The sequence below is a fragment of the Vibrio sp. 2033 genome (assembly GCF_033339735.1).
Genome location: NZ_JAWOVC010000015.1, coordinates 86,052 through 102,457 on the forward strand (window position 1 = coordinate 86,052; position 16,406 = coordinate 102,457).

A 16,406-nucleotide genomic window follows, 5' to 3' on the forward strand; every position below is an offset into this window, starting at 1 on the left:
TTCTAATATGGTATTTATAGTTGCGTTTATTTATAATACATACTCTGAACAAATAAATATCATAGGCTTGGGGGCAGTATGAAATTAGAAGTTATCATCAATAATTACACCATTATTTGCAGTCGTTTATTCGGTTATGTTGGGAAAAACAATGTCGGTTTAGTAGAGGGTAAGTTTATTTCGATTACCTATGAAAAGGTGATCAATGATTCAATATACATGGACTCAGACATAGCTTTTATCTTAGGTACTAACTCGGATATCGACACAAGACATAATATCGTAGAAATCCTAAGTTGCTTATCAGAGGAAGGGCATCGTGGTTCTTCTTTATCAAAAGTAATTTCAATAGGTAAGTTTCTTCTAGGGAAGAAGTTTAATGAACCTAGGTTAAAAGTGATGAAACAGTTTAGGGGAAAGACGGTTTCTACTTATGAATGGGATGTGTCAGGACAACCCTTAATAATCGAACAGACCAATGAGCCAGATTCATTATTATCTAGTTTCAAACTTATCTAGTGATATCTGACATATATCAATTGAACATACTAGCTAATTGAAAAGGAATATATTAAGGGTAGGGGGAACATATTGAATTTAGCAGCATTGTTATTACGCATTTACGCAGTAGCTGACGCTCTAACATTTATTTTTGAGCGTTTGGGTTTCTCAAATGTGGCTGATGCTTTTACAGTATTTGTACTAATTGTTGGGTTTGCAGAGGCTTTCGGTCTAATAGATAAAATTGTAGAAACTATCAAAACGAAAACGAGTACAAAGCAAAGAGTAAAATTGGCGATACTTTTAATTTTAATACTAATAACTATCCAATTGTAACAAGTAAATTTGTTTCAATTGGACGCTCTCCACTAATAGGGGTTCCCCCTAGTCGCCACCGAGGCCCACCCGCCGGACTTACCCCTACATCACTAAAGCTCGTTCCTCGCTAAGTGTTGTCATTGAAATTTCAATCAAACCTAATTCACTATGGACGCCAACAAAAAGACGTTGTCATCCTTAGTGCAGTAATAAGGTTTGATGCATTTCAATGTATCGCTCAAGGCTGCTAGACCTCCAGCGCCATAGCAATGCCAACATAAACCCCGTTGTCATTGCTATGGCAGGGGGCTGGTGGCCTAAATGATCTGCCTTCGGCAGCTAAAAGAAATTTCAACGCTTTTCTTAACGGCTTCGCCTAAAAAGCTAACCCTCTATCGAGCCCTATTGTGTCGTCTTTGTCTGGATAAAAGTCAATAATAATAGTTAAGTATATTTTACTTTTGTTTGTGTTTTAATGTGGTATTTTAATCTGGTTTTGGTATAATGGAAACAGTTGGGAATACTACTGGCGGGACAAAAAATGAAAGTAACAGTTCATAACTTCTACATCACTAACGGCAAGATTATTGGTCAAGTTGGTGATAACGATATGGGTTTAACTCAGGGGAGATTCTTTAGCGCGGAATTTCAGAAAAAAACTCCAAACGCTGTCTACTGTGAACTGGGAATAAAATATGAATTCGGCAAAGCCTCAGAAACACCTATCGGAGACCTTGTGAAAGAAAAGTTGTTCGATCTTCAATTCGAGATTACGCAGGGGTCAATAGTTGCTAAGGCACAAGAGTTACTGAGAGAAACGTTTGGTGTGGAAACTACGCCTTCTGTAATTTCAGAAGTCCAGTACAAAACACGTTTAGTACGTAAATTAGAGTGGTCATTCTTTGGTCGCAAGATCACCATGACAGAGTCAATTGATCACTCTGGATATAGCGAATTATCCATTTAAGCACTTAGGGCTAAAGCCCTAAATGCTTAATTTCCCGCTTCTTGGGGGTCACCCCCGACAGCTCGGCCCCAGCCAACCCGTCATCCCCCGATCACAATGCAATATCAAAGAACTTGACATTGATTATTTCGATCTATATTTTGGCGAAGCCCTTTTAATTATTTTAAATTTAAAAGTATTAAAATATTTTAATTCTAAAGAAGGGTCTGCGTTTTGTTTAACAGACTTGTTTTTCTCCCATATTTGTAAATATCAAAAATTACACTGTCCTTTTGGGCTCCTTTCTATGACCTTTAAGTGTCCGATTACTCTCACTGTGACGTAATGCTTTACTCACTTATTAAATGTCCATCGGGTATATTAGCTTGATTAATGCCATCCAATTGCCATTACAGTCCCACCAAATAGCCACTAATCGGTCAGGACAAAAAAGACCCTTTGCCAGGGCATATCTACAACTGTGAGTAATTAAGTGCTGTGGTGGATTTATCTTAAGTTATCAACTTAAGAGCATGTTTTAGCTTTAGACAGCTCAATGTGTGATGTTGCCAAAGCGATAGGTGCGTCCATTTTTAAGATGTTAAGAGACGTATCTTTTGAAATAATGTGAATATTTTGAGTGAAGGCCAGGGGGATGTTGGGGAGAGCAACTGAGGTCTACTTAGAGCAAGGAGCTCAGAACAATTTACTTTAAAATGAGGTTGGAACCTTAATGATAACCTTCCACCTTTGTATTCAGAAATTGAAAATACTATTTATTATTTGACCTATGTGAATAACGAGGTTGGCAAGCAAATGGCTAGTGTGGCACGTGGGGCCATCGACTGTCATCAACTGACTTAGTGTATAGACAGTCAGAGCCAAGTTGTGTTGTTCCGTTAGAACCTCACAAGCGAATGTTAGCTACAAATCAAAGTATTGAGCTCCCATGATGTTCAGATGATTAGGCAAAGAAAACGTCGGTTGCTTGATTCGGCTCTTGACGTATGTGCTAACGTAGAAGCACCAAACTGGCTTAACTGACTACATAAGCTTCCAATTGTCGAGGGCTTAAATTATATATATTTGCAGCCTAAATCGTCGATTTGACGAAGGCGGTGTTCGCGAACATTTTGCATCACTGTAATACGATTAAAGTCTCGGTCAATCATGGGATTTAGCATCGGTTGAGGTACTCAAAGCTCTGCATGTTCATTAAGTATAAGAGGACATATTAAAATTGCTCTTACACTCTTAGTGTATATTATCTATGTTATGTTAAATTCGCGACGATTGGAATTTTGTACACGTAGTTGTTACCACCTACCAAATATCAATAAGTTAGATACCTCCTTTTGAAAGTTGACTATGTGAAATCTCTTTCCCCTGTGAATTTGAAATTTGTGAGTATTAAACATAATGGCCATTTACCATAAAATAGGTTATCAGAAGATCTATTTAACTAAAGTTAAATAGATCTTCTGATAAAAAATAACTTAGTTTTCGATTACTCTTACTAAGATTCGAAGCAATATTTACTCATTTTATTCTTTGGTAGTTTTACTCTATGTCGTTTTTCAATTAACGTTGATACCTTGCTATTCTGGCAATATTCCCATGTATTTTGTCTAATCACTACATCGACTAGGTCTAAATTTAAACCTAAGTATTTTTGTACATTTGAACTGTCAGAAAATTGTACATATACCATTCGATTCTTTTTCGATATATAGAGAGATGATACTTCTATTTGGTAATTTCTCTCCAAGTTCTCCTTTAACTTCTCTCGCCAGTCTTCAATCAACACCTGCCTCCTAAAGTGAAAATATTTGAGGTTGTCACAGACATGCTATATATTGCATTTATCACTAAAAAACAATAGAGATATTTTACTATGTTTAACGACTGTTCAACACTATTTATTGGGTATGATGACGGTAATGCCCAACATAAGATCTCAGCTGAATCTGTTAAAACCTCCTTTCCTACACACATCCAACGTTCGACTGAACGTTTTGCGGTACTAGATGAAACCTTTTCAGTATCAAGTAATGCTCCTGTTCAAACGAAATTTACTTCTGCTGTTACAGGTAACGCTTACACCATTGGTGAGGTAAAACAACCTATTCCCAGGAACGATGACTTCTCCAATAGTGAAGCAGCTCAGGTTTTACTGCAGCATGGCTTAAATCAATTTGGAGATGAGTTACTCAATAAAAAGTACGTTCTTTGTACTGGAATGCCATTAAGACAGTTCTTTAAAACAGATGGGTCCGTCAACGAAAACAATGTTAAGCAAAAGATGCTCTCTATGCAGAGATCTTTTGATCACTTAGGTACTGACCCGGAATCGAAGCTGCGGAAGTCAAATATTGAAGCTCTACTTGTTCAGCCCGAAGCACTAGCAGCCCTTCGTGTATTCCTATTTAAGAGAGATGATTCAGGGATGTTGGTACATAACCCTGAATACATAGGAAAAACGATCGCAATCGCTGATCCTGGTGGTAAAACAACTGATATAGCTGTGTTTGACGATGGAACTATTGATATGGATCGTTCTGTCACCCAGGACATCGGGTTCAATCAGATTGTCAAAAAAGCATCCAACTACCTTTACGATTTAGGTTTCACCACACCCACACATCAGCAGTGCCGTAAGTTAATTGATGAAGGTATTGTTACAGTTCGGGGGGTTGAAAAAGATCATTCAGAATGGGCAGAGAATGCACGGAAGGAGCTAGCTAGTAAGATTTTTGGCGCAATCACTGATACCTTATCTAAAGCTGTAGATATTGATTTAATCATATTCATTGGAGGTACTATTGCCGCATTGCGTGAAGAAATTACACCTTTAATTGAAGAGTATTACGGTAAAGATAACAACTCATTCCTCATACCAGATGAAGCAGACAAGCTAAACGCTTGGGGCCTTGAGTTGTTTGCAGAGCTTTGGTACCAAAACAACAAAAAGAATAAGTAGGCAAAGGTCATGGGGCGCTTTTCATTAAAAGTGGAAATAAGGATACCAAATGATTACTCAACAGAATGCCGAGAGTTAGCGAATTCAAAATCAATAACTCTCAAATCGTTAGTCGAAGAGTTAATTAGAATTGGGTATTTCATCGAAGAGGGTGAGTTCGATAAGCTTATGTATTATTTTGATAACATCCTCCCTCATGAGATCAGAGACTGGGATTGGTGCCGCAACTTAGGGTTACACATTGATAAAGTAAAGAGAAGAGCTAGCATACACATAACGGATTCTTCTGTGTATCACCAAGGTCTCGTTCATACTTATTTGTCTGCACATTCCGAAAACGATCCCAAGCAAGCTCTTAATGATGTCAACCAACATGCTATCAATATGATGAATTCTGCTATTCATTTCCTTCAAAACCAAAGTAATAAAGAAAGGTTTAAGTGTAATGAGTACAAGACACTCGAAAATGTTGAGCAACATTTGGCTAAAATAGCTTCAAGTATTGAAAAGCTTTCAAACCACCCTATTGGCTTTAGAGCTGTTGAGGGGCAAACTGAACAGCCAGATGCTTTTTCTACGAAAGATGATTATCTTGAAAGTAAAGATGGTGTCTCTGATAGCTTAGCTATTGATAATTTCAACATGGAGTCATTGCTGATAGCTTAAGAAAAATGGGGCTAATGGGGCTTAGCACTGTTTAGTTAAGCCCCACTTTTGAAAGGAGTTGGTAGCGATTTTATTCGTCAAAGAGAGCCTCAATTTGTTCATTGTCTAAGTCCCCTTTCCGACTTTTGAACCTATTAAAACCTTGTTTAACTGTTTCTTTAACTCTTGCTTTAACAGCGTTAAAAAAGTCCTTCCAGTCGATCTTGTAATCTGAGTCCAATGTGTATGCAATAATGCTAGGAATTGAAGATCGTGCAACGCTATCCAGAACAGCCATCTCTTGTGGTGTCGGTTCCGCCTCTTCTAAATGCAATTCAAAAACCTTGATCGTTATGTACCACTTCTCACTATCGTAGTGTACTAAGTCACTATCGAATTTCGAAAGGAGAAATTTAATCTCGTTAGAACTTAGTTTATAGGTAGGGAAACCAACGACAATGTTCATGAATTTTGCAGCCATACCATTGTCTATTATTTTTCTTCCTGGAATCTGGCTAGCACTACCCTTTCTGAGCTCGTTTTTGATGTGTGAAAAACTACAACGCTCTGTGAACTTAGCCCTAAGTTCGACTAGGGTGTGTTTTGCTGCTCTATCTGCAATCGTACTTGCTTCAGTTATACTGATTTTTTTGTTCCTATTTTGTTTTAGCAAAATTGCTGTTTTAAGTCTTCTGGCGTATAAGCCAGGGAAACCTTCTAAGTCACTGTAAGGGTAATCGTATGCTGATTCTAAACATTGTTCATACAGTTCCACCCAAGGGCTTTTTAACTCTTCTAGCTCTACAGTCATTGTGAACTCCACTTTCTATTGTTTATAGTCCATTTATAGCATATATCTAATTTTATTAACACAAAGCTGACTTAACATTTGCTATAATATATAATAGAATTCTTAGCAATATGGTTATTACCGCAATATAATAAATACAAAAGTAGTAAACCTTTGATTTAAGGTGATAAGAATGCCAAAAACCAAAAAGTTACTTATCTCTAGGCTGGCAGACATTGTTCAAAAGATTGAACTACTAGAGAATCCCAAACGCAACGCCCGAATTTTAGAGTTGGCACTAGGGCTAAATGGTGAGGGTCCACATACTCAAGCTCAGATTAAAGAATTTCTTGACGTGGAGTACCCAGAAGCAACTGTTAGTACCGAAAGAATCCGTGTCATCAAGAGTGTACTTGTAGATTCGTTTGGCAAGGAACTAGTTAAATCGTGGGATGAGTTTTTCGAAAATCTGTTTGATTACCTGTACTCTCAGGTCCCAATTGAAATTGGGCTACTTGCCCAACGTTTAGCCGATCCCAAATATCAGAGTTTTAACCCCAAGCTTGGACATCAAGAAGCATTTAGTGAAAAACCATTTAATGTTTTGGGGCTGATGAAAATCCTAGAGTTCAGACCAAAAGTCGACACGAGACAACTCAAAATTAAGAGGCTCTATTTTGAGTTCAATGACACACGTATAAAGGGTCGTGAGAGAAATACTAAAGAGTCTACGCTTTTCCTTATTCCAAACAACTTTAACGTTAAGTTAGAAAACCTTCTTAACCACGCAGAACGAGCTGTAAAGTTCAATGGGATGATACAAGAGCAAATCTTACTACCTCTCATGCCTAAAAAGCTGCCTGTACATAAAAGAGAGGAATTAGCTCACTCTTTGCTTATCTGTCATAAGGATTTCATGTGGCTAGATGAGCGATTAGGCTACTTGACCCTAACTAACTCTTTAGATAATAGGATTACAAGATTTGCAGCTAAGATTTTTAAAGTTGTTGATGAGATTTCAATTGCCCTATTTTCATGCCAAATATCAAGAGCAGTACGGGCCCAAGCTCGCGCATTAAGAAGTGACTCAGATTTAGAGTTTCTACAAGAGCGCTCAAATTTATTGAATAATGTCTCTTATGGTTCTGACATACCTTTCAAAGTGCAAGACGCTTTAATGTATTTCGTTAGAGCGGGATTATGCACGATTGATGAGAGCAATACTCTTCGTCCTACTGAGCTGTTACTGGATAACGTTGATGTTTCTCTTCGTCGTTCAGAAGAAATAATGATGGACGTACTAAAGAATGCACCAAACCAAACGTTAAGTAACTCTGAATTCCGCGAGAAAAGCATAAAAGAGATATCTGAGAGGACAGCAAAGCTGTATGACGAACGTTTTGAAGATTTTATTGCTAAGGACATTATTCTTAAGAAAGACCAGCTCGTGCTTTTTAATAGGGATAGCGTTGACTCTTTAAAGAGATGCACTAGAAGCGCTATTGAATCTCAAAGAAGCATTTATAAAGGCGCTCGACAACCTCTTTATCTAAGACTAATTGAACTTGCCAGTTTATATATTGAACGAGCCAAGAAAGCTAACGCTTCAATTGCATCTAATCGTACACAGTTGAGAAAAGCTAAGGCAGATAAGAAGGTGAAGCTTGAGAAAATCGAATCTCTTGAATCAACCTCTTCTGACTTACGTTTGTTAAAAGCAGAGTGCTCTGATTTCTCGTTAAGAGTTGATAAGTTACAAGAGGAACTGCAACGATTAAACAGAAAAGTTTCTCAGTATGAAAAGGCAGGTGAATCTAGGAGATCTTTGTTGAACTCAGAACTTGAAAGGATTCATATTGCTGAAAGACACATGTCATTCTGCGAGCGATTGCTAACTACAAGAGACTCAATTTATGAAAAATCAATTCAAATCGTTGTCGATGAGCTTTGTTCTACTCTGATGTCACTCAAAAGTAGTGAGGTTGATGAAGAAATACTCAAATCCAAGTCAGACGTTGCTATTAACGATGTTCTCGGCTCAATTCTAAACAGAGTTGAAGGCATCGATTCTGAGTTTTCTAATGATCTCGAGAAGCTTAAATTTACTGATATTCTAATCTACCGTGTGATATCAGATTCGATTTCCTTACTCGATAGACTCGACTCTGAGCTACCAGAACCAAATGATAAATTTTCAGATTTGATATTGAATTTGATTTTGGAGTTACCTGAGGATTCCGATGGTAATAGGAGCACTACGTATAGCGAGTTTAAATCAGCTTTAATCGAAAGAGCTATCGCTGACGAAAGAAACCATGCTGTTGGCCACTTCAACCAACATAATAGCTATAGCCCCCTCTTTGTTCGTGTGAGAAAAGCGGAATACTCGTACGTAGGTACTGAAGCTTCTAAGCATGCTGACTTTGAGTATATATAACTAAGAGATCAGGAGTACAAATGCTAAAGATTTTTAACAAATTTATGATGTTACTTGCCCTATTTGCTACCGTAAGTTTGGTGTCATCAGTTGTTGAAGGAAATGCAGTCTTAGTCTTTATGACGTCGGCATTTGTACTTGGTTTGCTATGCATCATTCATAAGTTCAAAGGTGGAGTACTATCTCCTACCCTCTTAAAGGCCGTTGAGGTTGCAGTGGTAATTGTATCTATTGGATGTTTGCTTACAGCTCCTCCCGGCGAGGGATTTTACGTTTTAGCTTGGTTATGGACGACCGTGTTTTTCACGCTGTATAAAAAGGCCGATACTCATGTCTAATTCATTAAGCAAAAAAGTTAACATACGTGGGCCAAATAACTACCAGTTTTTAAAGTGGATTCTGGATGCTAACGATAATTTTTTGGCACTTAACCACTGCAATGACCCGGATGGTTTTCGTACAACATCTAAAGCAATTCAATCTCAGCTTAATAAAATTGATGAAACGGATGTACAGAAGATTCGGTCTACTTTCATGCAATTATTGGTTTTCTTTCCAGAGTCTAGAGTAGATAAGTTCGTCGGTTTGTTTCATGCTGCGAAATCTCGTGATAAAACTTCAACAACCACAATGGCACTGTCTAAGCTTACCAAAAAAAGGTTTGATTCCTTATGTAAGAGAGTAGCTAAGTCTTCAACGAATGATGAGTTTTTAAATCTGCTACTCGATTTAGCGGAGACAGAATATGGGTTGGATGAAAGTAACATGAGGTAGTGGTTTGGTAGGGCCCATATTACTATTCATATTAGAAAATAAAGCAGCTACGATAGCTGCTTTAATTTAAAAATTAATAGTTAAAAAACTGGGATTGTTGACTATGAATGCTATGTAAGAGCTTATCACTATATATGGCCCCAGTGGATACTGCCCTCTCGTTCCTCTTATGTATGTTATGACGATGAACACAAACATAAAGAGTATTGTGAGCATTGTTATCTCTACGCCAGCCCAAGCCCCTATACCAGCCCCCAGCCTTAAATCACCATTTGCCATTCCAATATTTTTGTAAAGCACTTTATGCATAGTATTGAAAAGGTAAAGAAGCCCATACCCTAATAAAGCACCGCTAAGCGATTCTTCGGAAGATAGATAGCCATACTCTGTACAAGCCAGAACCAAACCAGACCATAAAATGAAATTTGTTAGTTTTTCTGGTAGAAATTGACTCGCTAGGTCAACCAAAAACGCCATTGCTGTTAGGCAAAAGAAAATGAGCATTAAAAGAAACTGCTCAAATGAAGTTGCTATTTGGTATAGAGTCACCGTTGAAGCGGCTACGGTAATTTCTAATACAAATACCTCTTTATAAGTTTGGTTGTTTCCCTTCAGGCCACCAGCAATGCAGGAGAAAGGTACCCAGTATCCAACACTTTTGCATAAGCTAGTGAAGTCAAACCGTCCTTCACGGTTACTTGGTTCTAAAGAGTATTCAGGATAATAGGTGATGAGATCATTTCTGATCTCATCTTCTTCAATTTGTGGCAGTAATCCAGCTATGACATAAGTGATCTTTGCAATGAGACTACCAGTAATTACCAGGAACAGATAAGAAATCATTGTTATCTTGTAATCTCCATAGTTTCTTGCTCTTTGGAGTTCATATCAGAACGCGAACCATCACCTCTTCGCAATGTTGCTCTCCATGGCTTATCTAAATCAATCTCCGTTTTTAAAGGAGTACTAATTTCAGTTAGATTCTCAAATGCTTTAGCTACGAAGTAGCTGTATGGCTCACGTTGATTCTTCTTCGCTGTTCGAGGCATTTCTTTTGCAGCTTGTATTTCACGTTCTGCTACCAAACCAGCTGCTGCAGATTTTAAACTTGAAATCTTTAAGGACTTTTGTGTCCCATCTAGTGGGTCTTCATACAGTAGATTTTGTCTACTACTAGGGTCATTCTCAATAATACCTTTCTCTTTAAGATCGTTAACTACCTTCCTTACTCCAGTTTCGTGCAGTCTGGTAGCAACTTTGTTGTAGTATTTAGATAGTTCACCTGTATTACCCACAGGGCTATTCCATATGCCGAAAAGAGCTTGCCTAAGCGTATCCTCAGGTATTTGACGTTTTTCAATAGCGTCCTTTAGACAAATTCGACTAAAGTATATAGGGTCATTAGCGCCCTTAATTGGGCTTGAAGGCGTGGTAAGATATTCATGTACCTTTGCGTGTAGCTTTTTATCAAGAGCAGAAAATTTCGTCACGTAGCCTTGCTCATTGCGTGTAGATTCGATCATCATCCCCACTCTAGCTTCAGTCGCCAACCAATTGCCTATTTCACTAGCTTTAGATGCATATTCTTGTTTAGCTAAGTTGTCTTCAGGTTTTTTTATTGATACCAATACTTCAAGTGCTTTTTGAGTTAGCTCTTTGGTATCTGATTCTGGAGATGTCTTTGATGCGTATAGGAAGGCTGCTTTCTTTTGTATAGCTGACTGTCCTTTGTCGCCTACAAGTTCATTAGCAAGTTTCACATAAGCTTTTACATCAGGATTATCATCGAAGTCGAAGTCATTAATATTGACCTTTGTTGTCTCCGAGAATGTTTTGGTTACAACCTGGATAGGCTCCTCTGATTGGTTAGTCACTTCTACTTTATGTGGTGTCTCAATTCTACTTTTAACGTCATGGACGTCTATGGCATTTTTGGCTGCACTCTCAGCTATGTTTGTAAGTAGTCCAGTAAGATGGGCCACACTCTCCTTATCTGAGGATTTGAGTGACTGAAGTACTTTTAAAAGTTCCTTTTCTATCTCACTTTGGTGTTGTCCATTTCTGGATTCATCCTTTATCTCGTTTGCAGGAGCTGTATTTTCTATGTCAGGGCTTGTTGTGTCTTTTGACGGTATCGCATCTGAGGATGTCTGTTCACTATTAGGGTTATAGGAAGAGGAAGTACCATCAAGGTCTGGTGCAACATCTAGGTTCGCATTAAAGTTTTGGTTCTCAGAAAGCGCAATTTCCTCAAACATTTCGACTTGCGCCTGGATTGAGTTTGCGGCTCGTTGTTCATTCCAAGCTTTCTGCTTAGATTTATCGAATATAGACGTTAATTGTTCTGTTGTTGGCACATTAACATCTGGAGCTTCTACGTCTACTAAAGGTAAATCGATTTCACTTCTAACATTCAAAGTAGAGGCTTCTACAGTGGTTGTTGATTTCCAATATTTCGAACTATCGGCCCAGGCACCTACCGTCGTAAAGCTTGAAATTCCAACAAAAGTATCTTTTGGTGTGAACTGGTCACTAAAGTTAATACTTGTAGCATTTAGTTCATCTAACACTAGCTGACTTAATGATTTTGCCCCAGTATTAGTTTTTATTACTTGTTCATCGCTGTTTGGTGGTCTTGTTGTAGAGTTGACAAGCACATCTGTCGTTCTATCAATCTTCTCCATAGATTGCTCAGCCAAGGAACGCTCGCCTACCCCTGTAGTTTTCTGATGCTTAAGATCCAGTCCATCGGACTTGGGGTCAACTTGACCCAATTCAATACTTACGTCATTGATTGTCGTATCTATACTGTGTCTTTCTGCTTGACTTACAGATGATGGCTGTTCGTTAGATACGGATTGGACTTCCACTTCTTGGTCAGCTAACTCAAACAAATCTATTGTGCCCTGGTTTTCAACATGTTCTGAGCCAGCAACACTAATGGTTTGCTCTTCCTCATCTATGCCGAAATCATCAAGACCCCATTCAACGTCTTCCATACCTGAAAAATCAGGCATATCGCTCTCTAATGGGTCGATTGTTGAGGGTTTAAACGATGGGGCGTCAAGTTCAGATAATTCATCCAACCAGTCATCTGCATTATCGAGTAATTCTGGGCTATCCGTTTCTGCCTCAACCTCAATGCTCTCTTCCAGGTTATGATTGCCGTGAGTGAGTTCATCGGACCAAGCGTCAGGGTTAGTCAGTTCTTGCTCGTGGTTTACAGGCTCGTTGTCTGTTTCTAGGTCAATAGCATCAACTATATTTTCTTTGAGCTGTTCTAACTGGGCTCCCTCTATTTCAGGTTCCAGTTCATTCATGTCAAGGTTAGCTAATGTGTCAATATCAAAGTTGAAATCATCGACAATGGGTTCTATTTCATGTGTGGTTTCAATAAGATCATGGTCCAAGCCTGTATATTGTTCTCTGAAATCAATATCGAAGCCACCATCGGCAGCAAGCTCTGCGAAGTTGGTACTATCTAAGGTTAATTCATTATCGTTATCTAAACCTTCTGTATGGGCGTTTTCGATGTTGTATAGCTCAATTAAGCTAAGAGTCTTTGTCGGCTCTCCAGTTGATGCATTAACCCAGCTACCCTCTTGGTTCAACATTATCGGGGTATCATTTGATATTGGGAGTTCGTACGTCCCCCAATCTGTTGAATCAATTTGTACTAAGCAGGTTTCTAGTTCTCGAGAAAGTTGACCAGGTTCCTCTTGCAGTGGTGCTTTTGGCTGCAATAGCGGTAAATCCACAGGGTCGATTGTTGTTGATATAGGCGTTTCACCATGCTTTGAAATATAGTAAACGGTTGTAGGTATGGTGAATTTAGTGCCATTCAATGCGTCAATTTTATTCTCTGCAAGAGCCAATGAATCGAACTCATAGTTACCGTTTACAGCTCCATTAGGTGCAAATGATTTAACTGTGTAAGGTTTTGACTGCCGCTCAGCGGGTTCGATATAGAAGTTTTGATCTGCACTAGAAAAAGCAGATGTATCGATATCAATAATGTTTGGTTGAGAGCTGATTCTGTCAAGCTCATAAGCAACTTCATTACTGTCAATTTCTAATTCAGTTACTGGTTCAAGTTCGTTTGTCGTCGTACAATTTATTTTGATTGTCTGATTTGAGTTTTCGAGCTTTGCTTGTATCGACCTTGGGTCCACTAATGTAGACATTACTTCCGATACGCTGAGGCCGAATTCTTCCTCAAATGTCCTTGAAGTAGTTCTGTCTGGCTTACCATCTGCATCAATATCTCGTAATACAAAGTTTTGATCAGTAAGCCACTGATAATTATTGTTACTAAAATATATTGATTCGACTACAGCGTTGATGTCTTGTGCAAGGTCTGCTCTGCTGTTGTATCTCGGTTGTTTCAGCCCTTTGCTACCTCCGATAACAAGCTCACCATCTTCAGAAACTCTTATTGGTCTAGCAAATGTTCCCGTTTCATTCTCAACAAGCAAAACGACATCATGGGCCAATTGAATATCCCTAATATCGTTGTATGTATCTGCGGAAGTAAAAGGTACTTTTGATTCCTCGTCAAAGCATCTGTATGTTGAACCAACATATTCGAGAGCTTTGGTGTAAGCACTATCAAGGTTTTTTTCAGCTTGAGAAAACTTCTCATAAGCTATCTGAACTGCGTGTCCCTTTTCAATTTCTAGGTTTATTAAAATTTCTTTAGCGGTGTCTGCTTTCTCAATAGTTTGCCAATCTCCGTCGATGTGACGTTGTAGCGAATATGACACTATTCGTTCTATATTATGTTCATTAGGAGCTACGTTAGCTTCTTGAACAGGTAGCTCAGAGACTCGGTGATCTATTCGCTCTTGTTCTACGGATACTGCTTTTGGAGTTTCGAATTGCATTCCAACGGGAAAGCTAGTGGTTAGTAGGGTCCCATCGATGCCATATGCATCAAAGATATCAGTGAATTTATCTCTTTCTGCATCCAGAAATTTCCTGGGAGCGACATACTCTTTTGATGGTGTAGTATTGTTGCTTATTACCAGCTCTAACTGGTCTCCCATAACTTCTATAGCTTTATCATATTCAAAAATATCGAATAAATTATTGTAGTCTGTAGCCTTAATTGCAGTGGCTTCTGGAAGTACATCTAACTTTTCCCAATCAACGCTAAAGCTTTTTACCCCAAATTCGTCGTAAGCTTGAAGAGCGACCTTCGCGCCTGTATTCAAATTAAGAGCTCTAATCGAGTGTTCACTCGTAGGGGCTTTTAAAAAACAGTCATTATCTGAGGCGTTTAATAGGGGGTTGTTAGGGTAGTCCTGGCTGTACCGCTTTATTGCGTGAGAGATATTATTAGCAAACATCGCACAAACAACAGCAACATCTAAACCACGTTCCTTAGCGGCGATAAACAAAGACCCTCCATTAGCAAAGCCTTCACTCGTTATGATCGTTGTCTTAGGTGTAATATTGCCGAGTTGAACAAAATTGTTTTTCATGTCGTCATTCATGACTTCAAACATTTTGTTAGTGGGATTTTCTTTGTTCCAGGGAGAGCCATTATGGGCTAAGAACTGTAACCCTCTAGTCTCCTCCACATTAGGGCCCATTTGAATGCTAACCGCTGGTTGGTCGTATAAAGATGTTAGTCTCATCAGACCATGGAGTTCTGGATAGTTTAGTAAGGCCTCCAAATGTTTTTTTTGGATATAAGTGCCTTTTACGGAATCTTTAGTGAGTTCTGGTTTTTCGAAATTGGCATCAATTAAGGTTTTAACCTCGATCTCACGTTTAGCGTTAGCTTCAGCTATCTCTTGCATCTTCTGTTGATGCTTAAGCTCTGCTTCTTTTGCGGAGGCAGCTATTTTATCCGCTAGTTCTTTTTGACGAGTTTCGTGAGCAAGACGAGCTTGCTCAGCTGTTAGGTTTGCCTCGTTACCCAAAGGGGCACAAGGTAGACGTTCGCACCAGCCTTTGAAGTCAGGTTTAAAACTGATAAATGTAGAGTCTCGACCTATAAGCGAAATACCGACGGCAAGTGAGACCGTTGGCGTTATGTCACTCGGATTTTTGTCGTTGTAAAAAACCCTAATCCCAGCTGCAACCGACCATTCTGACTTTTTACCGCCTTTGTGGTGGAATTCCTTAGCGATACCTCCGACTTTTGCACCATTTTCACCAATAGTTGGAGAGTCAGCGTATGAGTTTAGGTCAATGTCAAAATCAACGCGCTTACCACTAGAGCTTGTGTACTTTTGACTATCTGCGTAACTTTGTATCTCACTTAAGTGCTCTTGAAACATATTTTTACCAAGAAGCTGCAGTGATTTAGTGTCTGCTTGATACGTTTCGCTCAACATTAGCTCATAAAGTTCAGCTTTGTGTTGATACATTTGAGCAGGATTAGCTAGTTCATTTTCATGAACCCCGTTATTTAGAGACTTTATGTTTTCTCTAACTAGCTTCTCTAATCTAAAAAGTGAAGAATGATCTATGTACCCAAGTTTAACTGCTTGGCTAGAGAACTCACTTAAAAGTGAATCTTGAGCTTTGTGAGTTTTATCTAAGATTGATGCTGAGTTGTGTTCTGGACTAAACCTACGTTGCCATGCTTCATATGCTTTGTTTTTAGCGGCCACATACTCAGGATTTTTATATACATCGTCTCCGGTAGCCCTGAGCTCACTTGCAATTTTTCCGAGCTTTTTACGCTCTTCAAAGAATTCAGAAATACCATTTTTTGAATAGACTTCAAATCCAGATGTTAGATGGATGGCCAATGCAGCGGCTTTAGCCCAATGAACTTCTGCAAATTCCCTCGAATAAGTTTCATTGAGACTTTTTGACTTTCCATTCACGTAATCGGAAAGCTTTAAACTAGCACCCATTGAGTTCTTGGAGCGTCCGAATGGATGTCCATAATCTCTCAAAATAGTTTTGTTACGGTCTTTTTTAGTGGCATAGACCGTGCCTCGGAGACTTGCTTCTAGTCTTTCTACAATGTTACTAGGTGTATTGTGATTCATAGTTC

General features: G+C 38.8%; 11 protein-coding genes. 8 read left to right on the forward strand and 3 right to left on the reverse strand.

From position 1 onward, the window contains the following. Window positions 1-78 precede the first annotated feature (78 nt). From R7P74_RS18015 to R7P74_RS18035, 5 genes are all read left to right on the forward strand, one after another. Entirely contained in the window at window positions 79-519 is a 441-nt protein-coding gene (locus R7P74_RS18015) for a hypothetical protein (RefSeq protein ID WP_025636794.1), read from the forward strand. Between the two features lie 72 nt (window positions 520-591). Next, complete coding sequence (locus R7P74_RS18020; RefSeq protein ID WP_025636793.1) at window positions 592-837, forward strand: hypothetical protein; 246 nt, start codon at window positions 592-594, stop codon at window positions 835-837. A 523-nt stretch (window positions 838-1,360) separates the two neighbouring features. Next, window positions 1,361-1,786, forward strand: coding sequence for a hypothetical protein (locus R7P74_RS18025; RefSeq protein ID WP_025767165.1), 426 nt, complete (start codon window positions 1,361-1,363; stop codon window positions 1,784-1,786). A 1,873-nt stretch (window positions 1,787-3,659) separates the two neighbouring features. Beyond that, entirely contained in the window at window positions 3,660-4,745 is a 1,086-nt protein-coding gene (locus tag R7P74_RS18030) for a ParM/StbA family protein (RefSeq protein WP_025634167.1), read from the forward strand. Between the two features lie 9 nt (window positions 4,746-4,754). After that, window positions 4,755-5,411 carry a hypothetical protein gene (locus tag R7P74_RS18035; RefSeq protein ID WP_025634166.1) on the forward strand — a complete coding sequence of 219 codons (657 nt, stop codon included), beginning with the start codon at window positions 4,755-4,757 and terminating at the stop codon, window positions 5,409-5,411. A gap of 70 nt (window positions 5,412-5,481) precedes the next feature. On the opposite strand, the gene R7P74_RS18040 is transcribed toward R7P74_RS18035, so the two are convergent. Next, window positions 5,482-6,201, reverse strand: a complete 720-nt coding sequence (locus R7P74_RS18040; protein ID WP_025634165.1) for a hypothetical protein — start codon at window positions 6,199-6,201, stop codon at window positions 5,482-5,484. Window positions 6,202-6,373: 172 nt separating this feature from the next. On the opposite strand from R7P74_RS18040, the gene R7P74_RS18045 reads away from it, so the two are divergent. The 3 genes from R7P74_RS18045 to R7P74_RS18055 are packed head-to-tail and all read left to right on the forward strand — an operon-like array spanning window position 6,374 to window position 9,391. After that, a complete protein-coding gene (locus R7P74_RS18045) occupies window positions 6,374-8,617 on the forward strand; it encodes a hypothetical protein (protein WP_025634164.1) in 2,244 nt (747 codons plus the stop codon). Window positions 8,618-8,637: 20 nt separating this feature from the next. Beyond that, window positions 8,638-8,955, forward strand: coding sequence for a hypothetical protein (locus R7P74_RS18050; protein WP_025634163.1), 318 nt, complete (start codon window positions 8,638-8,640; stop codon window positions 8,953-8,955). Then, window positions 8,948-9,391 (forward strand): hypothetical protein, encoded by a 444-nt coding sequence (locus R7P74_RS18055; RefSeq protein ID WP_025634162.1) that lies wholly within the window; start codon window positions 8,948-8,950, stop codon window positions 9,389-9,391. Before R7P74_RS18050 ends, R7P74_RS18055 begins: the two co-directional genes overlap by 8 nt. 66 nt (window positions 9,392-9,457) lie before the next feature. Here R7P74_RS18055 and R7P74_RS18060 read toward each other — a convergent pair whose 3' ends face one another. Next, window positions 9,458-10,234, reverse strand: a complete 777-nt coding sequence (locus R7P74_RS18060) for a prepilin peptidase (protein WP_025634161.1) — start codon at window positions 10,232-10,234, stop codon at window positions 9,458-9,460. A gap of 2 nt (window positions 10,235-10,236) precedes the next feature. Then, window positions 10,237-16,401, reverse strand: a complete 6,165-nt coding sequence (locus R7P74_RS18065; RefSeq protein ID WP_077202327.1) for a hypothetical protein — start codon at window positions 16,399-16,401, stop codon at window positions 10,237-10,239. Window positions 16,402-16,406: the final 5 nt, after the last annotated feature.